The 21,376-nt window shown below is 40.4% G+C and carries 18 protein-coding genes and 2 pseudogenes; 8 read left to right on the forward strand and 12 right to left on the reverse strand.

Going from position 1 to position 21,376, the window contains the following annotated elements; all coding sequences use genetic code 11:
- Positions 1-205 precede the first annotated feature (205 nt).
- From GBI16_RS14290 to GBI16_RS14305, 4 genes are all read right to left on the reverse strand, one after another.
- Positions 206-631: a heme-binding protein gene (locus tag GBI16_RS14290; protein ID WP_151707304.1), complete on the reverse strand. Its 426-nt coding sequence runs from the start codon at positions 629-631 to the stop codon at positions 206-208.
- Positions 632-706: 75 nt separating this feature from the next.
- The gene (gene hemL, locus GBI16_RS14295) at positions 707-2,005 is read right to left on the reverse strand and encodes a glutamate-1-semialdehyde 2,1-aminomutase (protein WP_086210193.1); all 1,299 of its coding nucleotides are present in this window, start codon (positions 2,003-2,005) and stop codon (positions 707-709) included.
- A gap of 41 nt (positions 2,006-2,046) precedes the next feature.
- Positions 2,047-2,667: a thiamine phosphate synthase gene (gene thiE / locus GBI16_RS14300; protein WP_086210194.1), complete on the reverse strand. Its 621-nt coding sequence runs from the start codon at positions 2,665-2,667 to the stop codon at positions 2,047-2,049.
- A 515-nt stretch (positions 2,668-3,182) separates the two neighbouring features.
- Positions 3,183-3,569 carry a DUF962 domain-containing protein gene (locus tag GBI16_RS14305; protein WP_086210195.1) on the reverse strand — a complete coding sequence of 129 codons (387 nt, stop codon included), beginning with the start codon at positions 3,567-3,569 and terminating at the stop codon, positions 3,183-3,185.
- Between the two features lie 285 nt (positions 3,570-3,854).
- Here GBI16_RS14305 and GBI16_RS14310 point away from each other — a divergent pair, with 285 nt between their 5' ends.
- A complete protein-coding gene (locus GBI16_RS14310; RefSeq protein WP_086210196.1) occupies positions 3,855-5,315 on the forward strand; it encodes a CYTH domain-containing protein in 1,461 nt (486 codons plus the stop codon).
- A gap of 400 nt (positions 5,316-5,715) precedes the next feature.
- The gene (locus GBI16_RS14315; RefSeq protein ID WP_151707305.1) at positions 5,716-7,176 is read left to right on the forward strand and encodes a CHAD domain-containing protein; all 1,461 of its coding nucleotides are present in this window, start codon (positions 5,716-5,718) and stop codon (positions 7,174-7,176) included.
- A 70-nt stretch (positions 7,177-7,246) separates the two neighbouring features.
- On the opposite strand, the gene GBI16_RS14320 is transcribed toward GBI16_RS14315, so the two are convergent.
- Positions 7,247-7,879, reverse strand: coding sequence for a hypothetical protein (locus GBI16_RS14320; RefSeq protein ID WP_151707306.1), 633 nt, complete (start codon positions 7,877-7,879; stop codon positions 7,247-7,249).
- Between the two features lie 114 nt (positions 7,880-7,993).
- Between GBI16_RS14320 and GBI16_RS14325 the strand changes: the two genes are divergently transcribed.
- The gene (locus GBI16_RS14325) at positions 7,994-8,389 is read left to right on the forward strand and encodes a DUF3144 domain-containing protein (protein ID WP_151707307.1); all 396 of its coding nucleotides are present in this window, start codon (positions 7,994-7,996) and stop codon (positions 8,387-8,389) included.
- Between the two features lie 121 nt (positions 8,390-8,510).
- Complete coding sequence (locus GBI16_RS14330; protein WP_151707308.1) at positions 8,511-9,578, forward strand: amidohydrolase; 1,068 nt, start codon at positions 8,511-8,513, stop codon at positions 9,576-9,578.
- 84 nt (positions 9,579-9,662) lie between these two features.
- Here the strand turns inward: GBI16_RS14330 and GBI16_RS14335 are convergent, their stop codons facing one another.
- The 3 genes from GBI16_RS14335 to GBI16_RS14345 form a co-directional block, all read right to left on the reverse strand.
- Positions 9,663-12,440, reverse strand: a complete 2,778-nt coding sequence (locus tag GBI16_RS14335) for a pitrilysin family protein (RefSeq protein WP_151707309.1) — start codon at positions 12,438-12,440, stop codon at positions 9,663-9,665.
- A gap of 146 nt (positions 12,441-12,586) precedes the next feature.
- A complete protein-coding gene (locus tag GBI16_RS14340) occupies positions 12,587-13,414 on the reverse strand; it encodes a PhzF family phenazine biosynthesis protein (RefSeq protein WP_086210202.1) in 828 nt (275 codons plus the stop codon).
- 152 nt (positions 13,415-13,566) lie between these two features.
- Positions 13,567-14,955: an L-cystine transporter gene (locus tag GBI16_RS14345; RefSeq protein ID WP_151707310.1), complete on the reverse strand. Its 1,389-nt coding sequence runs from the start codon at positions 14,953-14,955 to the stop codon at positions 13,567-13,569.
- A gap of 160 nt (positions 14,956-15,115) precedes the next feature.
- Here GBI16_RS14345 and GBI16_RS14350 point away from each other — a divergent pair, with 160 nt between their 5' ends.
- Both GBI16_RS14350 and GBI16_RS14355 read left to right on the forward strand, forming a co-directional pair.
- Entirely contained in the window at positions 15,116-15,721 is a 606-nt protein-coding gene (locus GBI16_RS14350) for a flavin reductase family protein (RefSeq protein WP_151707311.1), read from the forward strand.
- Between the two features lie 108 nt (positions 15,722-15,829).
- A complete protein-coding gene (locus GBI16_RS14355) occupies positions 15,830-17,032 on the forward strand; it encodes a YbfB/YjiJ family MFS transporter (RefSeq protein WP_086210245.1) in 1,203 nt (400 codons plus the stop codon).
- Between the two features lie 210 nt (positions 17,033-17,242).
- Here GBI16_RS14355 and GBI16_RS14360 read toward each other — a convergent pair whose 3' ends face one another.
- The 3 genes and pseudogenes from GBI16_RS14360 to GBI16_RS14365 all read right to left on the reverse strand — a co-directional run.
- A complete protein-coding gene (locus GBI16_RS14360) occupies positions 17,243-17,794 on the reverse strand; it encodes a M23 family metallopeptidase (protein ID WP_086210205.1) in 552 nt (183 codons plus the stop codon).
- A 350-nt stretch (positions 17,795-18,144) separates the two neighbouring features.
- A complete protein-coding gene (locus tag GBI16_RS18690) occupies positions 18,145-18,294 on the reverse strand; it encodes a hypothetical protein (protein WP_171264481.1) in 150 nt (49 codons plus the stop codon).
- A gap of 287 nt (positions 18,295-18,581) precedes the next feature.
- Positions 18,582-19,046, reverse strand: a pseudogene (locus GBI16_RS14365) (isocitrate/isopropylmalate family dehydrogenase); the annotation flags it as partial.
- Here GBI16_RS14365 and GBI16_RS14370 point away from each other — a divergent pair.
- Positions 19,009-19,992, forward strand: a complete 984-nt coding sequence (locus tag GBI16_RS14370) for a site-specific integrase (protein WP_228147008.1) — start codon at positions 19,009-19,011, stop codon at positions 19,990-19,992. The pseudogene GBI16_RS14365 and the gene GBI16_RS14370 sit on opposite strands and share 38 nt — an antisense overlap.
- Positions 19,993-20,070: 78 nt before the next feature.
- Positions 20,071-20,263: pseudogene (locus tag GBI16_RS18955) on the forward strand (DUF6500 family protein).
- 107 nt (positions 20,264-20,370) lie between these two features.
- Here the strand turns inward: GBI16_RS18955 and GBI16_RS14375 are convergent.
- On the reverse strand, positions 20,371-21,228 hold the full coding sequence (locus GBI16_RS14375; protein ID WP_228267846.1) for a TonB-dependent receptor domain-containing protein: 858 nt from the start codon (positions 21,226-21,228) through the stop codon (positions 20,371-20,373).
- Positions 21,229-21,376 lie beyond the last annotated feature (148 nt).

Here is a 21,376-nt window from a genome sequence, read left to right on the forward strand (position 1 = left end):
CTCGCTTGATTAAAGCTTGGTTATACGAGGACCAATTGGTTGTACGATAGATTTTAGGTGTAGGCTTCTTCATCTGGAAATTATATTACTGAAGAAGCCTTCAAGAATAGCTTTGTGCAACAAAGCCGTTCACAACTAGAATTTTAAAATTGCTCGCATCCTTGCGAATTTTACTCAACCATATTTTGTAGCTACTTTGAAGCCCTCAAGTTTCGAAATTGAACTGTGCAAAAAATATAGAAAGTGCATGTTGCGCAATTTCAGCATCTTGAAAAGATTTTGCACCTGATACTCCGATTGCTCCAACCAATTGCCCTTCATACATAATCGGTTCGCCACCTTCGAGCATTCCCGAAAAGCTTTGCATGCTCAGAAAACCCATCTGCCCAGATCGAATCAAGTCTTCAAATAACTTTGATGGGCGACGACTCATTGCTGAACATTTGGCTTTTTCAATACATAAATTTGCTGTCATAGGCGATGCTCCATCCATTCGCTTCATTGTCAGTAAAATTCCTGTTTCATCAACAACAGCAATACTTACATTAAGTTCATGCGTCTGAGCATAATCAAAAGCATGACTTAGTATAAATTCAGCATCTACCAACGTTAAACAATGTTTGATTTTCATTTTTCATTCCTCCAAATACCTAATACAAAAAAGCCCATCAATTAAGATGGGCTATATAATGATAGAACTGAAAATTTACTTCATGCTGGCAAAAACATCTTTTGCGGCCTGAAGAGTAAATTCAATGTCTTCATCTGTATGTGCGGCAGAAATAAAACCTGCTTCAAATGCTGAAGGTGCAAGGTTCACGCCACGGTCTAACATGCCATGGAAGAATTTACGGAATGCGTCGATATCGCACTTGAGCATCGAGTCGAAGCTGGTAATGTCTTCTTGATCGGTAAAGTACAAACCAAACATACCACCTACTTGTTGTGTTTTAAAAGCAATACCTGCTTCATTGGCCGCTACTTGTAAACCAGCAAGAAGTTTTTCTAGCTGCGCTGTCAATTTTTCGTAGAATCCCTCTTGGCGCAGGTGCTTAAACATCTCAATCCCTGCACGCATTGCAAGTGGATTCCCCGACAATGTTCCAGCTTGGTAAACTTTACCCAGTGGAGCAATACACTCCATCACTTCTCGTTTACCGCCAAATGCACCAACAGGTAAGCCTGCACCAATAATTTTGCCCAAGGTGGTTAAATCTGGGGTCACGCCATAGTGAGCTTGCGCACCGCCTAGCCCAACACGGAAACCTGTCATCACTTCATCAATGATAAAAACAGAACCATATTCATCACACACATCACGAATCGCTTGCAAGAATCCATCAATTGGTTTCACAAGGTTCATGTTCCCTGCTACAGGTTCAACAATCACCCCTGCAATCTCGGAACCAAACTTAGCAAAGCACTCTTTTAAGGTCGCAATATCGTTATATGGAAGTGTGAGCGTATGTTTGGCAAAGTCAGCAGGAACGCCCGCTGAGGTGGCTTCCCCCTCACCATTGGTTAACAAGCCTGAACCCGCTTTAACCAATAACGAGTCTGAATGACCGTGGTAACAGCCTTCAAATTTGACAATCTTGTCACGACCTGTGTAGCCTCGCGCAAGACGAATCGCAGTCATAGTTGCTTCAGTACCTGAATTGGTCATACGTACCAACTCAATTGACGGCATAATTTCGCAAATAATGTCGGCCAAAGTCGTTTCATGTACAGTAGGTGCACCAAAACTTAAACCATCTACCGCAGCACTTTGTACAGCTTTAATAATTTCAGGATGAGCATGACCTAAAATCATTGGTCCCCATGAGCCTACGTAGTCCACATAGCGTTTACCATCCACATCATACAAATACGCACCTTGCGCCTTTTCAATAAAGACAGGCGTTCCACCTACACTATTAAAGGCACGTACAGGTGAGTTCACACCACCTGGAATATGTTTGCTAGCTTGTTTAAACAATTGTTCTTGCTTTGGAGATAAGCTCATGAAATTACTCAACTCAAAAAATAAAAAGACATCTAAAACACTTAAGCTTTAGATGCAAATAAATCAGCCCACTGTTCAATACGATCGGGAATCGCAGACATTGATCGACCTAATATATCACTAATCACTGCGCAAAGGTCGGCACCCGCATCAATCACTTCACTTGAATTTTCAACTGTTAAACCGCCAATTGCACAAATGGGCACATTCAATCTGGCTTTGGCTTCTTTTAAAGTCTCCAAACCAATATGACCTGCTTCTGGCTTGGTATGAGTTGCATATATTGCACCAAAAGCCACATAAGTTGCCCCTTCAGCAATCGCTTTTTCAGCAAGTTCAATCGAGTTTAGACAAGTACGACCGATAACCACGCCTTGAGGCAAACGGGCAACAGCTTCAGCAACTTCACCATCATCTTGTCCCAAATGCACCCCAACGCCGTACTTAACCGCCATTTCCAAGTCATCATTAATCACAAAAGGAACTCGATATTCAGCACACATAGCTTTCATGTACTCAACTTCATAGTCTTGCTGTTCTTTGGGTACTTTCTTACGACGATATTGCAAAATCGCAATTTCACCAGTTGCCATCGCACCCTCCAACTTAGCCAAAAGTAGCTCTAATGGATCATCATTTGTAATTAGATATAAACCGCGCATTTAATTCTACCTTTGGGTTATGTTGTTCTATTATAAAGCTAAAAATCAATCTAACCTTAATGAATTGAGATTGAAAACATACTGCTTTGTACAAAAAAGTCGCGACTAAACAAGTGCCGTCTAAAAATACCTATTATCAGTGATAGCCACCCCAACGCTTTCGCAGTTTAATGGATACATAAGGTAACAAGAACAAAATTAAAATAACAACTTCATAACAAGAATAAGAGATGAGAAGCGATCTAAACGGCTTTTTAGCTTTTTAAACCAGTGATGTTCAAACAACATCATAAAAAGCTAAAAAGCCGCGTATTTTATTTGAATATGACATAAAAAAAACCTAGAGAAGGTCACTCTAGGCTTGGAAAACTCAAAGCAAAGATAAGCTAAATGTGCCTACTTGCAATAAGATGAAAATATATACAACGACTTCATTATTAGAACATTCACTTTAACATTGCAACTGTTAATTTCGGGTTGCGACGAATATTTTCATCATTTGGTCATAAAGTACTTCACTCACTTGGAATTTTATCCAAAGTACGATCTTGTAAGCTAAGGTTTCCGCGTAACACATCGAAGAACATGCGCCAATCCGAGATAAAACTATACACAGGCTGTTTAAAACTGGCTGGCTTATTTTTTTCAAAAACAAAATGACCTACCCACGCACAGGCATAGCCAGAGACTAAACCGTATACAAAATAACGTGGTTTGCGTTTAAGTATGGCTTTAGAGAAAAAGTACAGCCCCATCGAACTGCCCGTGACATGCAACCGACGGCTCATGATGTTACGGTGTTCTGTTAGATAAAAACGATAAAACTGCTGAAAGTCCTTAATCGGCAACTGAAAATTAGGTTCTACATCACGTTCCTGTTTCGGTTCAACCTGTGCATTCATCTGTCATCATCCTGATGGTTTTCTACCAACATAGCCGAAAATGTTCAGTCTGCAAAGTGCAATCGCCTCTAAGAAAGTTTCCAATAAAAACAGAATTGTTTTTTGATCAATCTCTCACTGCAACTTTGTTTTATTGTGTCGTCAAGTCTTACATACGGTCTCTTTTTCGCTACAATTCAGTTGTCCATTGGTGTGCCTTTAGCGCACATAAAACAAACTACAGATCATGCATCTAAATACATAAAGGCTTGGCACTGACCTAGCCCCTCAAATTAGGAATTTTTCATGGTTGAAATTGAATTAAAATTTCAGATTAGCGAAGCACGACGTACCGCCCTTCTTAAAGCTTTAGATCCTAAAAAATCTGAAAATATTCAACTTCAAGCCAAGTATTTTGATACGCCTGACCGCCTTTTGGCTCAACACGGCGCTGCTTTGCGTCAGCGTCTTGAAGGCACTTGCTGGATTCAAACACTCAAAGCCGCAGGTAAAAGTCATTTACACCGTTTTGAACATAATCACAATTTGGGTGAGTTAGAGTCATCTCCTGAACTCGACCTCAGTATTTATGAAGCTATTCCAGAAGCTCAACAGATTTTAACCCAAGCTTTAGGATCAGATGCAACTGCGTTAAAGCTCACCTTTGAAACGGATATCCAACGTACCTATCGCGTTATTGAGTTTGAGGATGCTGAAATTGAAGTCTGTTTGGATGTCGGTGTGGTTCGTGCATCTGGTCGAGAACAGACCATCCATGAAGTAGAGTTTGAACTCAAATCAGGCTCTGTGCAGTCGCTTTTGGCTTTTAGTTTTGAATGGGTGAAGAAGTATCAACTGTGGTTAGATGTTCGTAGTAAAGCCGAAATGGGTAACTTACTGGCACTTGAGCAAACCGTTAGCCCAGCACGTTTTGAAAAGGAATTTGTCTTATCAAAAAAAGAAAGTGCGGCACATAACCTGAGTTTGCTGATTGGTCAGCAAATGCAGCACTTACTGCCCAATATTGCCGCAATTTCGGCAGGTGTTGCTGAGCAAAGTCATATTGATCAAGCACAAACTGCTTTAGAGCACTTACAACTAACGCTAGCGTTATTCAAAGACTGGAATAGCAATATTTCTGATAAATGGGCAATGCAACTGGGTGCATTTAAGCATCAATTCGACCAACTACAGCATTTGCAACACATGCAAGATACCTTAGGTGCATTTTTACAAAATCCAACCACAACAGAAAATCTTGCTAAAGACATATTGTATGCTCAAGAAAAGCTTGGAAATTTAGTTAAATCGACCCAAAACGTCCATCATTATCTTGAATTATTAACGTTTAGTTTAAGCTCACATGATCAAGTGCAAAAGCAAGATTTAAAAACCTATGCACATAACACCCTGCAAAACCAATATCGACAGCTACAAGAAAGCTTAAATGCTGCGGATATTAGTCACTTTGAAAGCTTAGATGTATTGGCACAGAAAATTAAGGAACTGAAGTTTAGCTTTCCTATTTTAACGTCAATTTATGATGTGAAAAATTTGCAGAAATACAGTAAAGCGTTAAATGATGCCCAACAAGCCGCACATGAATATCAAATCTTAGCGACTTCTGCTACGTACATTCAACAGACAGAACTTGAAGCCAGTGATTGGTTTGTTTTGGGCTGGCTCACAGCAAAACTTGAAGTCTATGCAGATAAACTTTTAGATGCCACAGAACAGTTCTTAGTCAGCCGTAAATTCTTGAAATAACGCTCTGCATACCATAATAAGCAGTTATATAAATATATGACTGCTATCGCCCCTCCACAAGACCTGAAAAGTCGTAAAACCACGATAGAAAATCGTGGTTGTTATCTTCCAAACCACTAATTTATCTATGGCAAAACGGCCTATCATCAGAACAATACAGGTTATATTCATTTTTTTCTTAAAAAGTAAGGCGATACATTCCTACTCAATGTAAAGTTATCGTCACTTCACGGCAACCATCAGTACTTATTAATCCTCATACATTTAACTTCCACCTCATTATTTTAAAAGTGACCTCTATCACACTGTTTCTGCTCTTTTAGCTTATATTTATTCAAAATTGGTCTTTTTTTATTCGATTTAGCATATAGTTAAATGCAGGTCGTTATGAGTAAGCGCTATGCAAGAGATTGAGTTTAAGTTTCAAGTTCCAGTTAAGAAGCGTAAGGCCTTACAAAAAGCTTTTAGCTTGCTCAAGGCTGAACCGATTCATCTGGCAGCACAATACTTTGATACAGCTGAACAAACCCTTGCTAAACATTGCATCGCGATTCGACGTCGTCAGGAAAATGATGAATGGAAACAAACCCTCAAAGCCGTGAACAACGCTAAAGCGCTGAGTCGATTTGAACTTGAATTTGATATAGCACCACCTGAAACAACGACTCTCGACTTACATAGCTATGATGCTTATCCTGCTGTCTATAAACAATTAAAGCGCGCTTTGGGGCTTCCACTTCCAACCCTTAAGTTGCTCTTTGAAACTAACATCCAACGTTTACGTGTTTTGCAGGATGTTGGGAACAGTACAGTTGAGATTGCACTCGATATTGGAAAAATTTTTAAGGAACAAAGCAGTGTAGATATTTTCGAGATCGAATTTGAATTAAAACAAGGAGCTATAGAGGATCTTATCGCACTTATACGGCCTTGGATTCAAAAGTATCAACTGTTGCTCGACACACACAGTAAATCTGACTATGGACTTCTAGCTGTCCGTCAGCAAAGTTACTTTCCCGCACAGTATCAGACATCTCTTGCACTGGACAGAAGCTCAAGCGAAGTTGAGGCTCTGCAAAGCATAGTGGCCAATTGCTTACAGCACCTACTCCCTAATGCTAGTTCAATTGCGCGACAGCAATACTCTAGTGAACATGTCCACCAAACCCGCGTGGCAATCCGCCGATTACGTAGCGCACTGAAAAGTTTTGCTGCATGGTCGGACGCCATTCAACCACACTGGAAAACGGAACTTACCACTATTTTTCAAGCCTTAGGTGGAACCCGCGACATTGATGCCTTAAATGAAGATTTACTTCCTCAACTGATTGAGGCAGGTTATCCATTAGATCATCTTGCGCCAAGTACAGAAGTCATCACTGATATCTCTGCCCTATTTCAACGACCCGAAACGACGCAACTTTGGCTTGAATTGATTTTATTTACAGAGCAACAACTAGATTCACCTTCAAAAGCCAAACTGAAAAAGCATGCACTCAAAGTAATCCATGCTTTACACCATAAAATATGCGCACATGCCGAGCACTTTAGCCAGCTTGAGGATGAGGAAAAACACCGCATTCGCAAGCAAGTCAAACAACTGCGTTATAGCATTGAGTTTGTGGCGTCTTTACTCGATGCAAAAGCGTTAAAAACCTATTTAAAAAAACTCAAAGCAGTACAAGAAAGCTTGGGGCACTATAATGATTTGGTGGTTGCAGAAGCCTTATTTCAACAAGCTACAGAACCCAATGTTGCCTATGGTTTTGCTGCGGGCTGGCTTGCTGCGGAAAAAAATAGAATGCTGAAATTGGTTGAACAACAGCTGATACAGTTCAGCCAAACCAAAAAATTGAAATAGACGTTTAAATCAGAACACACATCAGTAGTGAAAGGCTCTTTTATAATAGAATTACCAACCGGCACCTAAGTTAGCGATACTTGCCGTATACTTTCCACGTGTTGTTATCTGCGAGTGGATCATTATAACTATCGCTACGCTGTTTACGTGGTTTGTCTCGCGCATCGACCAACTCAAAGTGTGCTTCGGTACTTAACACGATACCATTTACATAAAATCGGGTACGGGTATATTCACTCTGCCCATGCTGAAACACATAGGTTCTGAGGTCAATAAATTCCCTATGCGCAACCAAGGCTGCGTTATCATCGCTGTCCAACCAAGCGCGCATAGCTTGGATTTGCTCGGGTTCAAACTGCCCACATTTTTCGATTAAGCTCGCAATACCGCGAAAACTTTTAGACTCTTTGGCACGGGTTTTATTAATCCGAATACGATCGACGTGAAAATAAAATAGCGGTAAATTCAAATGACTGGGTAAATGAATCGCGTCCAGTACCTCATCTTCCATAAAGGGTTGGAATAAGTCTTGCGCCCGCTCAATCAAACCCGTCCACTGACGGTAGTAGTCTTCGACCTCTGCTTTTGTAGCGTAATAAATCGGTAAGCCTTCGACATTGGCCAAATTTTGTGGTGGCCAAATGTTTTGACGCAATAATGCAATATCACTTTTTAAACTTTGTACCGCAATCGCGTCTTGCATGGATATTCTCTATTTTACTACTTAGGCTATTTTTAGATTAAGGCAAAGGTTTAGTTTCTGCAAGGCTTTGCCTATAATGCAGTCTGAGTTATTTATGTATTTTAGGACAAGTTCATGGTTCAGAAGATTGAAGCAATAGATGTAACCGAAGAAGAAGCGTTGAATGCTGCTTTTTTTGAACGTGCAGATGAATTTATTAAGCAAGCCAACGATTTTTGTCGCACTGAAAAAGGTTCACAAGTGAAACCTGCTGAAATACGTGGCCAAGTGAGTGCTGCGATGTTGTTTGGTACAGCCCGTTTTAACACATGGGTGGCAGCCAACAACTTTAAAGATGGCGATGAAATGCGTGATGCCAAAGAACAAGTGATGTCTTATATTTTGCAGCAGTTCCAAATGATGCTTGAAGACAACTATGACGAATATTGTGAACAGTTTGAGAACTACCTTCGTTTCCGTCATAACGAAGAGTTTCATGCCAACAAGCATGACCACAAACACGATCACTGATCAATCAAAGCCTGCCTCGTGCAGGCTTTTTTCATTTCGTCGTATTTGAAATGAAATACAATGTTGCAATACCTCAATTTGCAGTAAGGTAATCCTGAAAGAATATAATTTAGGGAAAAACATGCAGCATTTGGACTTTGCACTCATTGATCCGCACATTCACCAGTGGGACCCCTATAACACGCCACATGCAGCGGCTTTGGCAGTCAAATTATTGGGCAAGCATCCTAAGCTCTTGGACAAAATGGTTCGTTTGGTGAAACCTAAAGATCTGATTGAAACTGTCGGTCTAACCCGTCATATCACACATCCTTATTTGCCTCATGACTATAAACACGATACTGGCACATACACAGTAGAACAAGTGGTGCATGTCGAAGCCAGTTGGCATCACAGCAAAGGCAAAGGTGTGGTTGAGGAAACTCAGTTTATTGAGTCTTTAGCTTTTGGGGCAGATACGGTCAAATTGGGTGGCATTGTCGCAACAGCTGACCCGCGTGATCGTAACTTTAAGAAGATCCTAAAATTACACCATAAAGCTTCACCACACTTTCGTGGTATTCGTAAAATGGCGTCTTTTCATGAAGACAAAGCAATCCATGCGTGGACAGATGAGCCACACTTATATCGCAATAAAAAATTTCTCAAAGGCTTCGAAGTACTGTCCCAATACAACTTGAGTTTTGATGCTTGGGTTTATTCCACACAGCTTGAAGATGTGATTTATCTGGCCAAGCAGTTCCCAGAAACCTCCATTGTGCTAGACCATTTGGGTACACCCGCAGGTTTATTTGGCTCAATTGGCGCAAATACAGGGATGACACAGACGGCACGGGAAAATATTTTCTTCCGTTGGAAAGATGACTTAGCTGAGCTTGCAAGCTGTCCAAACGTCTATACCAAAATGTCGGGACTCTTCATGCCAGTATTAGGACATCGTTTTCATAAAGAAGACCGGCTGGCGTCCAGACAAGAAGTCTTTGATCTGGCACATCCCATGATTACGCATGCCCTCGCCTGTTTTGGTACCTATCGAGTGATGTTTGCCTCTAACTTTCCGATGGATTCGGTCAGTACATCGTTGGTCAATATTATTGATGCCTTTAGTGATGTCGTCGCAGCCTATGACCCTGATGCTTTAGAGCGCGTATTTCATCACAATGCCAAACAGTTTTATCGGCTTGAATAGACAACTAAGAAAACTGCTTCATAAGGCTTATAACAAAGAACCCCTCTATATTGAGGGGTTCTTTTTAGGTGAGAACTGAGATCTTTACTTTTTCAACGCTGGCTGCGCTTTGCCATATTGGTCAGCCATCACTTCAACCAACTGATCCAGCTGAATATATTTCTGAATCACCGTATCAACATCGGCTTTACTGATTTTAGCCAAAGCTAAATCGCGTTGCTCACGATCCAGTAAAGTACGATTGCGCTTCATTTGAGGAATCAACATGCGATGGATATTGCGACTATCTTCAAGTGCAGTCACACGCTTTTTCAAAATATCAGCCTTTGCAGCTTCGACTTCCTGTTCAGTAACGCCTTTTGCCAGTAACTCATTCAACACTTTATACACGACTTGAGACACTTGAGTTGATTTGCCTGCGCTATAGTTTGCATCAATCGTCAACGCCCCTGACTCCGTCCAGTCATCCAACGAAATGCTACTGCCAAAACCATAGACCAAGGCATTCTTTTCACGTAGCTCTTGCGCCAAACGAGAGGACAACTGCGACTCACCTAAGATGTGCTCGAGTACCTGTAAAGCAGGTGCATCTGGGTGATACGTGCCCACTGGGAACGTCATAATGCTCTGATAGCTACCAAACTCACGCTGCTCTGACAGCGCGTGTACCCGCTGCGCTTTATATGCCGTAAAGTCAGAAGTAATCCGCTGATAAGGCGCTGCCGAATTCCAGTTTGCAAAAGCCTGATTTAAAGTCTTTTTCATCTTTTTCGTATCAATCACACCCGTCACCGAAATTTGTGCATGATTCATTGCAAAAAATTGCTGATACAGCTGTTTAACCTGTGCTTGTGTTGCAGCCTGATACTGCTTCTTGGCATATTCAGGCTCAAAGTGATGGCGGATATCCCCCATTGGATAAGTTTCAAGTAAACGCGCAATGGTTAAAGCCGCTACAGTTTCAGGCTCAGTATATGGTCGATCTAGACTTGCTAAGCTTTGTGACTTAATCAAATCAAACTGGCTTTGTTCAAAAGTTGGATTTTTAAGGACATCTACAACAAAGTTAAAAAATTCATCAAACTTTTCTTTCTTCGCCACGATTGAGATATTGATGCCGTTACCATTACTTGCTGCACTTGCACCACCGCCCGCATCAATAGAATGATCAGCAATGTCTTGCAAACTATATTGAGTTGACGCTCTGAGCAGTAAATAAGAAGTCAGGTCTAATAACTCGGCCTTATTAAACAAACTTTCTGCCGTACCAAAGTCAATCGAAATGGTGGCATAGGTCTTATCGTCACGCGTGGTACTCGGGTACAGCGCATATTGCATACCATTTTTTAGCTTGCCACGCTGAATTTGTTTTTCAGCACTTTCTAAATATTGCTTTGAACTTTTTACATACTCAGCAACTTCCGCTTTATACACACTTGCATCTTTCAATGGCTCTTCAGCAACGGCTTGCTGATCTAAAGTTTTTGCTGGGGTGGCTGCTGCCGCTTGTTCAAGTGCTTTTTTCTGATCTTCTGGGGTCGGTAAAATAGTACCTGAAATCCGATGCTCTGGGATCAAAAAGTCATCTAAACGTTGATTAACTTGCGTAACGGTAAGCTGTTGTAACTGTTGCTGATCTTTAAAGTATTGTGTCCAATCACCATTGGCAGAAACCACATAGTCACTGAGCATGCCACCGACTGCCGTTGCACTACTGAACATGCTTTCTTGTGCATTTTTAATCATGCTCTTCACACGGTTAAGCTCAACCTCGTTGAATTTTGGTGTTTTTTCGACCCCAGCAACCAAAGCTGACTCGACTTTCTTCACATCATGGTTGGGGGCATAAACTGCGCCCATAAACACCATATTGAAATCTTGGTCTAACCACGTGGTTGACTGAACTGCTGTCGCCGTTCCCGTTTCTACAATACTTTGGTACAAATGCCCGCTAGGTTGCATGGTATATAAATACGGCGACACCGCCAGCGCGGTCTTAATGTTCTCGTTTTTACCATTCAGGTAAATATTGTATTTGGCGAAGTTACTGCCTTTTTTCACGACAAACTGGCGATCTTTAATCTTGCTGGCATCTAAGACAGGTACTTTAACTTTCGCAGGCACAGCGCGCGCTTGAATCGCACTAAACTTTTCATCAATCTGCTTCAGTACAGCAGCTTGGTCAAACTTCCCTGAAATGACAAACACCGCATTATTCGGTGCATACCAGTCACGATAAAACTTATTCAGTTCAGCCATTTTGATTGACTGTAACTCGTTTAAATCACCAATCGGTAAACGCCCTAAATATTGATTACCATAAGCAGACTTCCACATTTGATCCATGAGTACCGAAAAAGGCTGATCCATACGGACTTCACGCTCACGTTTTACAATCGCGATTTCAGACGGTACATATTTTTCTTGGAGCACCAAGCCATCCATACGCTCAGCTTCAAGATGAATCAGCTCATTAATCGCATTTTGTTCAGGACGAACCACATTAATATATTTGGTTGAATAATAATCTGTACTGGCATTATTCATTAAACCGTATTGATCTAAACGGCGCTGAAATTCGTCTCCTGGCACATTTTTAGTTCCCTTGAATGCTAAGTGTTCCAATAGATGCGCTAAACCACCCTTTCCTTTAGGATCGTTCAATGAACCAGTCAAATAGACCATATTCATATACACTTTATTTTCTTTATCGTTTGGCGCAAGAATAATGCGTAAACCGTTATCTAATTTATATTCTTCAATTTTCTGTTCCGATTTTACCAATACGGGTTGTGCCCATACTGTACCCCCAAAGCCAAGTAGCAATACCGACAAACTCAATGTTTTAAAACGCATTAACATTATTTTTCCAAATAATTCGACAAAATATGAATGATTCTCAACATCATAGAGGAAAGTGAAATTATTTTTATAGTAATTTGGTGAAAAACAGCATTTTAATCAATGCTTATTTTTCACCAGTAGTTTTATTTTAAGAGAATTACAACTTAATCTAAGTACAATTCAGCCGTCATATATAACTTGGCATAGCCAGAAATTTGGATCCGCGTTTCAGACTGAATATCGCAATAAAGCAATCCTCCACGGCTCGATGCCTGATAGGCAAGCAATGAGGTTTTACCCAACTTCTCCGCCCACAAGGGTGCAAGACCTGTATGCATGGAGCCTGTCACAGGGTCTTCATTGATGCCTTTATGCGGTGCGAAATAACGCGCGATATAATCATAATCTTGCGACGTTGAAGTCAAGGTAACATCTAAGTTTTCAGCCGTAATCGCAGTACTGACTTTATGCTTTTCTGCCATTTGACGAATTTTATCTAAGTTCGGCTTGGCATCTTTAACTGCCTGCTCAGACTCACAGACTAAAATATAAGCCTGTGGGTTTAAATAGACTTCTTTAATTTCACAATCGACCAACTCATGAATTTCCGCAGGATAGTCTTCTAACTTTTGCGGTGCACGAATTGGAAAATTCATATGAATCTTGCCGTCAGCATCTTGATCAATGATAAAAACACCCAAGTCTTTGACATGAAACTGGATACGTTTAGCATCGGTATAATCACGAAACAGAACGAAACTACTGGCTAAAGTCGCGTGCCCACAAAAGTCCACTTCAACCTGAGGAGTGAACCAGCGAATTTCAAAGTTTTCAGCATCAATGACTTTCACAAAAGCCGTTTCTGCCAAGTTATTTTCCAAGGCAATATTCTGCATCAAATCTACTGCTAACCATTCATCATGCACAATCACAGCTGCAGGATTACCTTTGAATAATTCAGTTGTAAAGGCATCGACTTGATACATTTTCATCGTTTTTCTCCTAAATTGAGGCTTTATTTTGCAAAAAACTGAGCAAAAAAGTAGATACAGTTTTTTGTCATTTATGGATACACCCCCAATAAAAAGAAGCCTAATCATGAAGATAGGCTTCTTTTCAGTTCATCGGCGATATATTACTCAGCTTAGACTTCTTTTAAGTCCACATTGTCTTGCTCAAAAATGCGCTTATCTGTTTGACCTAAAACTTGGCTGGTCACGACACCTGCGGTCATCGAACCATTCACATTCAAAGCCGTACGACCCATATCAATCAAAGGCTCAATTGAAATGAGCAGTGCAACCAAAGTCACAGGCAAGCCCAACATTGGCAGGACAATCAGCGCTGCAAATGTTGCACCACCACCTACACCTGCCACCCCAATCGAGCTCAAGGTCACGACACAAACCAAAGTCAAAATCCAAAGCGGATCGAGTGGATTAATACCTACTGTCGGTGCGACCATAACAGCCAACATTGCAGGATATAGCCCAGCACAGCCGTTTTGCCCAATGGTCGTACCAAATGAGGCTGAGAAGCTGGCAATTGACTCAGGTACGCCCAGACGTCGTGTTTGTGCTTCAATATTTAAAGGAATACTGGCAGCACTTGAACGGCTGGTAAACGCAAAAGTCAGCACAGGCCAAACCTTTTTAAAGAACTGAATTGGGTTCATACCTGTGAGCGCCAAAATCACGGCGTGCACGATAAACATAATCGCCAAGCCGATATAAGACGCAACCAAGAAGCCACCTAAGTTTAAGATGTCCGCCATTTTAGAGTTGGCCACAATATTGGTCATGAGTGCGAACACACCGTAAGGAGTGAGCATCATAATCAAACGCACCAACTTCATGACCCACGCTTGTAAGATCTCAATTGCAGACAACAGCTTTTGCCCTTTCTCAGCATCCGCTTTCATTAGGTTCAAGCCTGCAATGCCTAAAAACACTGCAAAAATGACTACACTGATAATGGAAGTTGGATGTGCCCCTGTCAGCTCGGCAAAAGGATTGCTCGGAATAAATGACAGAAATAAATCAGGCACTTGCAAATCAGCCACTTGCCCGACATAGTCAGTTTGAATCGTATTTAAACGTTCAGTTTCTTGTGTCCCTTGTACCAAACCTGCCGCAGTTAAGCCAAACAAATTGGTCACCACCACGCCGACAAATGCAGCAATCGCTGTGGTAAATAACAAGGTTCCAATGCTAATAAAACTAATTTTACCCAATGAACCTGCATCGTGCAGCTTAATCACAGCGCCTAAAATGGAAACAAACACCAAAGGCATTACCACCATTTGTAATAGTTTGACATAGCCTTTACCGACCACATTAAACCACTGTACCGACTCTTGCAGTACAGGCGAATGCGTACCATAAAACCCATGTAAAGCGAGACCAAAAACAATACCAAGACAGAGACCTGACAGTACTTTCTTCGCTAAACTCCAATCGGTTTTACGGGTTCGACCAAGTAAAATAAGCAATGCAATAAAAATGATGACATTGACGATTAAGGGGATATTCATATTGTTTCCCTAAATGATGCTGTCATAATTATAAATCAAAATTGAAACGGCCTTACGGTTTTGCGCCACATTCCCCACTGAATGTACAAATTTAGACTGAATCGGCAGTTTTAGAATGTGGTATAAAGCACTTAAAACGGCTGTTAAAGTGTTCTTTTACATGAATCAATCTCTGCTTAATCCTCACATTCTGCCCGTTCCTTTAGAAAAAGCATATCGGCTACTCAACCACGGCCCAACCGTGCTGGTTTCCAGTCAAGATGATGAAAGCACCGATGTCATGGCTGCGGCTTGGGCATGCGCCCTAGAGTTTAGCCCAGCCAAAGTGACGGTCGTACTCGATAAATCGACGAAAACCCGCAGTATTATTGAAAAATCAGGTTTATTTGCACTGCAAGTCCCTACACTTAAACAGCTAAAAATGGTCTACGCACTCGGCATGATCAGTCAATATGATGCGCCTGAAAAGTTACGTCAGTGTGGGGTCGAACTTTTTCAGTTTGGTCACAGCCCTATCCCAGTGGTTGAAGGCTGTAGCGCATGGATTCTGTGTGAACTCATTCCTGAACCGCATAATCAGCAGCAGCATGATTTATTTATTGGCAAAGTCATTGCCGCCTATGCAGATAATCGTGTTTTTAGAGATGGGCATTGGTATTACCATGAAGCCGCAGAGGAATGGAAAAGTATCCATCATGTTGCAGGCGGACATTTTTATACCATTGGTGATGCGGTGGATATCAATACACTTAAAGACACTGAGTAAATTGGCTTCGCCTTTACTCCGCTCGACTAAAGGCGAACATCACCCGATTGTTTTATTGTAAATTTCACCTTATAGTTCAAGTGTATTTTTTAAACAAATAGTCAAATGATGATGAACAGGACGTTCTCGAGCACCGTACAACTGAGTCTCTTTCTCTGCCTGAGTATGTGCTTGGGAATTGGCATCTTACGTTTTTCTTATACCGCTCTACTGCCGTCCACTCGCGAAGCCTATGAATGGTCACACAATTTCGCCAGCCTACTCGGTAGTGCTAATCTGCTGGGCTATCTGATCGGCGCGTTCTGGGCGATGAGGCTGCCACAAAATGCAAAAATGCCGATCTATATCATTTTTGCTGCGTTGTTTGGTTCAATCAGCCTATTTGCCTGTGCATTTGCACATTTTAATGAAGTTTGGTATTTGGTGTGGCGCATCATTTCAGGTATCAGCGGTGGTTTGCTGATGATTCTATCGCCCAGCATTGTGGCGCAGTACAGTGAGTTACAGCACCGTTTTAAAATTAATCTAATTGGATTTAGCGGAATAGGAATTGGTGTATTGGCAGCCACGCTGTTTATGCCGTATTTAGACCGCATTGCCATCACCAGCGCATGGTTCATTCTCTGTGGCTTTGCATTTGTCATTACATGGTTATTATGGACACTGGTTCGTCCTTTCCAAAAGCAACTGCACAGTATTCCTACAAGCCAGCCCCAGACTCATACAGTGAATAAAATTTACTATAGCTTACTCATTGTGTATGCCTGCAGCGCCTTTGCGTATATTCCCCATTCTTTGTTTTGGATTGATTATTTAAGCCATGTTTTAACGCTAAATTTATATTGGATCAATTTTAACTGGATTTTATATGGCCTAGGCAGTGCTCTAGGTGCTGCAACAGCTTATGCTTTAGCACGTAAATTTGGCAACTTTCTGGCTTTAAAGATTTTATACAGTGTCTATATTGCGGCAGTGTTTATTGCAGTTCTGAGTTTTTCGCCTGTATTTACGCTCCTGTCTTCATTTCTCACAGGCCTACTGAACCCTGCAGTGGTCTTTCTCACCTCCTACACCATCTTACAACTCTACGGCTTGGCCTATAAAAAACTGTGGAGTATGGCAACACTTAGCTTTGCAACGGTACAGCTGGTTGGTGGTTTAAGTTTTAGTACCTTGCAGCATTTGGGTTGGTCATATCACTTTCAGTTTATGCTTGCTGCTGGAGTCCTCGGTTTAGGAACACTGCAATTGTTTTATTTTACCCGTACGACATCCACCTCCAATCCAACCAGTAAAAAGAAGGCCTTTTAAGCCTTCATATTAAAGAGAATCAAAAAAGTAACCTACTTGCGTTAGTAGGTTACTTTATAGAGGGTCGTCCATGTTAAATACGTGTGATATTTTAACTTACCCCTAAATATTACAAATGAACGATGTAAGAATAAGAAAAAAATTGATGAACCATCTATGAGCAAAACAATGAATGCATTCGAACTTTTACAACTGTAGATCAAAACTTGGCTATTTCAATGCATTTAAAGTTAAATACGGATAAGGATTCACAGCTCCTTTTCCAGTCCTATAAATTCCATAGTGCAAATGTGGTGGCGTATTCTTAGCATTGCCCGTGTTTCCGACATAGCCCAATACCTCTCCCACTTCAACCCAATCCCCCGTTTGAATATCAGGCGCATAAGCATCTAAATGTGCATAGTAGTGACGGCTTAAGTTAGGTCCCATCACCCACACCACTTGTCCACCTAGACTATTGATCCCAACATCCAATACAATGCCTGATGTGGCGCTTAAGACTGGTGTTCCGCGTTTAGCGAAGATATCAATACCTTGATGTTTTCGTCCCTGCCCACGTGCAGCCCCCCAAGTGTCCTGTATCTGCTTGTGGCTTACTCCTTCTACAGGCACATTTAAATTTTTCGCTAAAGGCGTCTTATATAACTGCCAATATAAATAGGGGTAACTCAAACCCGCTGCTTCACCCGAAGCCGGTGGCTGACATCCACTCATCAGCAGATTTGTACTTAAAATAGCTCCACTCAGAACTAAACGAGACATGATTCAACTACTCAGCTAATTTTTAGATATGCAAATAAGATAAAGTTACTTATTCATACTAAATGCTTCATATATTGAAAGATATCTTATATATGTAACGGCAAAGCCCTCATATAAAATGAGGGCTTTTCTTCAAATAAACTACGTAAAACTACTTACGCTTCTTCAGTTTTTTCTCTAAGGCTTTCAGCTTAGACTGATGCTTAGAAATCTTTTTTAAACGAGCTTTGATCTTCTGTTTTAATGTTTTCACAACATTATTCGACATAGAGTCCTCCTGTTAGTCCAATTCCTTTTGCGTGATTCCTCCGTGCTGTGTTTTAAGATAAATTCATTAAATCACGACAACTTTAACGTTGCTGATTTGGATTCTGTTGGTTTTGGTTCGGTTGTTTTTGCTGGCCTTGATTTGGCTGCTGTTGCTGTTGTTGCTGATCTGGCTTTTGTTGCGGTTGATTGGGTTGCTGTTGACGCTGCTGCTGATTTTGTTGATTAGCCACGAGACTACTCCTTTGATCATCTGCCGTAACATTCGACAAAGACCACCATACAGCACTGGCTCAAAAACCCAAGCTATAAGCTGTATCAAAGTACTTCAATGTAATGACAATTCTAATTTCCCTTTATAAATCAAACTATCGTGTTGTTAGACTGTACTTTCACTCACCTAAAGCACGAATGTCTTAACCTAGTCTTACATTGCAAACATATTTCAATAGCTATTTTCAACTTATAAAAAGAAAACCGCAACAAGTGCGAGTTTTCTTACAGTCTGTTCAATTAAGACTTATTCCATATTGGCAATAATAGCCTCACCAAACTCTGAACAACGTAATAAGGTTGCATTCGGCATTAAACGCTCAAAATCATAAGTGACCGTTTTCGCCTCAATTTCTCCTGAAATACCTTTAATAATCAAATCTACAGCTTCTACCCAACCCATATCCCGTAGCATCATTTCAGCAGAAAGAATAATAGAACCTGAATTGACTTTATCCTGACCAGCATATTTTGGTGCTGTTCCGTGCGTGGCTTCATAAACAGAAATCGCCCCACCAATATTCGCACCCAGCGCAATACCAATCCCTCCGACTTCAGCAGCCAGCGCATCAGAAATATAGTCACCATTCAGGTTTAGAGTCGCAATCACTGAGTAATCTGCAGGACGCATTAAAATCTGTTGCAAGAACGCATCGGCAATCACATCTTTTATAATGATGTCTTTACCATTTTTCGGGTTTTTAATTTTTATTCAAAGAGCGAATATCCCCACGTTTAAAGCTATCGCTAAAGAATACGTTCAAGAAAAGATGGAATATAAATCTGAGGACTATATTGCACGCTTTAACAACTCAATGGAAAAGGATGTCTACAAAGCCTTTGGCAATAAACCAATTAAAGACGTTAGCTCAGCAGATATCTTATCCATTATGAAGAACACCGTTGAACGTGTATTAAACCAAGGAAAGCATGGTACAGGTGAATCTGCAGCTAACATTAATCGTAGATTTATTGGTTTAGTTATGCGTTATGCAATTGTGACTCTTCGTGTTGAGAATGATCCCACCTATGCTGTAAGCGAAGCCATTGAGTCTCCTAAGATAGAACATGATCGACCATTCGAAAAGCATGAGAAGAATGCTCTACGAGAAAAGATTGACATTTATGGTGGTTCTACAACGGTCAAGAATGCATGTTTGGCAATGCTCTATTCTACGCTCAGAACTGTTGAGATTAGAAAAATGGAATGGAACTTTGTGGACTTTAAAGAAAGGATTATCAAATTCCCAAAAGTTTCAAAACGCTTAAAACAAGAACGTACAATGAAGAAAAATAGAATTCATATCGTTCCCATCTCTGATCAACTGCTTAATATCTTGAATGAACAGTATGCTTTTACTAAAGACCAAAAATATGTATTCCCTTCTCCACAAAAAAGAGACTGCATGATCTCTAGAACTACACTAAACAAGATGCTGACTTATATCGGCTTAAATCAAGTAACAGCTCATGACATCAGAGCTACAGCATCAACCGAATTAAATAGCCTTCGCTACAATTCTGACTGGATCGAAACACAACTTGCACATGCTGAAGCAAATAAAACACGGGCAGCATACAATCATGCCAAGTATTTAAATGATCGTAGAAAAATGCTACAAGATTGGGCTGATATTATTGATAGTTGGAATGCATAAATTATGAAAGTATCACCCCCCTCATACAGTTACCCTTTATGCTCGCGCAAGCAATGAAAGCTAAATCCACACCAGTAATTGACTGGGAGTTATGCGGAAATTGGGACAAGGATAGAAAATATTGGTCTATCATTTTATGCTTTCTTCAAAAATAAAAACGATAAACCAGAACTATTGATGGAGACTACAAACTGATGGAACCTAAAGCACAAACTAGATCACTTTTGAGAAAGCAGTTAAGATTAGACAGCTTATTTTAAGTAAATCCTAATTATCGATCTACTGAAGTACAGTAACTAAATTATGAGAGCCAATGTATAACCCTCATTATTTAGTCTGCTGAATATAATATATTATATGGAATATTCTAATTTTAAATTACCACTTAACATTCAGTGACACCACACCATTTCTACCCTCGCCAATGCTCGCCCATGTACCACTTGATGCCCAATACTTTTTATTTAAAATATTATTCATATTGGCATTCAAAGTAGCATCATGCCCACCCAGATTAAATTGATATGCCAGTCCGCCATTGACTAAGATATATGATGGTATTTCTACTGTATTTGTATTAGCTGTATAAGAATCACCATTATATCTAACATTGCCATGTAAACTTAAGCCAGCAATACTATCTATTAAATACTCTCCATTTAAAGTACCAGTCCACTTTGCAACACCTGCTGGACGATTACCTATCAAAGCAATATTAGATGCACTAACCTTATCAATCTCTGCATCCATATACATCATACCCGCACCAATTTTTAACTTAGATGTAGGTTTAAAATTGGTGTTAAGTTCAATGCCATTGTAATTCGTTATGCCATCTTGACTTAAATAATTATTTGCATCTGTGATAGTTGCAGCACGTTGAATTTTAAAGATAGCAGCTGTTGCAGAAAATAGATTTGCATCATACTTAAGCCCTAATTCATATTGTTTACTAATCGTCGCATCTAAAACCTCTCCAGCATTCTTATAGGTTGAGCCTACAATCCCTCCATTCTCAAGACTCTCAACATAACTCAAATACGTCGTACTATTTTTTGTTGGTTTATATATCAATGCAAAAGTAGGTGTAGTTGCTTTTGTGCTATACCCCGAATTTGATGCTGGATTATAATCAAGATCCTCAGAATCGTAATACGTATAACGAGCACCTAAAATGGCTTGAAATTTATCATTAAAATTCAAAGTATCGCTTATAAATGCATAGGATTGACTAATGTCAGAGCTTTTAGGTTTTAGAGAGGTGGATCAGGAAATTTGAACAACACTTATAAGTGATATTTTGCTCCCCAAATGATGTTATAAACATCAATATATGGAGTATTTTATGGCACGTAGACCAAGAAGAAATCATTCAAATGATTTT

Source organism: Acinetobacter sp. TUM15064 (assembly GCF_008980265.1).
GTDB lineage: Bacteria > Pseudomonadota > Gammaproteobacteria > Pseudomonadales > Moraxellaceae > Acinetobacter.

Bases quoted from the DNA above. Each gene is read 5' to 3' on its own strand.
- GBI16_RS14290 (WP_151707304.1), bottom strand. From the start codon at position 631: ATGAAAATCAAACATTGTTTAACGTTGGTAGATGCTGAATTTATACTA.
- hemL (WP_086210193.1), bottom strand. From the start codon at position 2,005: ATGAGCTTATCTCCAAAGCAAGAACAATTGTTTAAACAAGCTAGCAAA.
- thiE (WP_086210194.1), bottom strand. From the start codon at position 2,667: ATGCGCGGTTTATATCTAATTACAAATGATGATCCATTAGAGCTACTT.
- GBI16_RS14305 (WP_086210195.1), bottom strand. From the start codon at position 3,569: ATGAATGCACAGGTTGAACCGAAACAGGAACGTGATGTAGAACCTAAT.
- GBI16_RS14310 (WP_086210196.1), top strand. From the start codon at position 3,855: ATGGTTGAAATTGAATTAAAATTTCAGATTAGCGAAGCACGACGTACC.
- GBI16_RS14315 (WP_151707305.1), top strand. From the start codon at position 5,716: ATGCAAGAGATTGAGTTTAAGTTTCAAGTTCCAGTTAAGAAGCGTAAG.
- GBI16_RS14320 (WP_151707306.1), bottom strand. From the start codon at position 7,879: ATGCAAGACGCGATTGCGGTACAAAGTTTAAAAAGTGATATTGCATTA.
- GBI16_RS14325 (WP_151707307.1), top strand. From the start codon at position 7,994: ATGGTTCAGAAGATTGAAGCAATAGATGTAACCGAAGAAGAAGCGTTG.
- GBI16_RS14330 (WP_151707308.1), top strand. From the start codon at position 8,511: ATGCAGCATTTGGACTTTGCACTCATTGATCCGCACATTCACCAGTGG.
- GBI16_RS14335 (WP_151707309.1), bottom strand. From the start codon at position 12,440: ATGTTAATGCGTTTTAAAACATTGAGTTTGTCGGTATTGCTACTTGGC.
- GBI16_RS14340 (WP_086210202.1), bottom strand. From the start codon at position 13,414: ATGAAAATGTATCAAGTCGATGCCTTTACAACTGAATTATTCAAAGGT.
- GBI16_RS14345 (WP_151707310.1), bottom strand. From the start codon at position 14,955: ATGAATATCCCCTTAATCGTCAATGTCATCATTTTTATTGCATTGCTT.
- GBI16_RS14350 (WP_151707311.1), top strand. From the start codon at position 15,116: ATGAATCAATCTCTGCTTAATCCTCACATTCTGCCCGTTCCTTTAGAA.
- GBI16_RS14355 (WP_086210245.1), top strand. From the start codon at position 15,830: ATGATGAACAGGACGTTCTCGAGCACCGTACAACTGAGTCTCTTTCTC.
- GBI16_RS14360 (WP_086210205.1), bottom strand. From the start codon at position 17,794: ATGTCTCGTTTAGTTCTGAGTGGAGCTATTTTAAGTACAAATCTGCTG.
- GBI16_RS14370 (WP_228147008.1), top strand. From the start codon at position 19,009: ATGATGTCTTTACCATTTTTCGGGTTTTTAATTTTTATTCAAAGAGCG.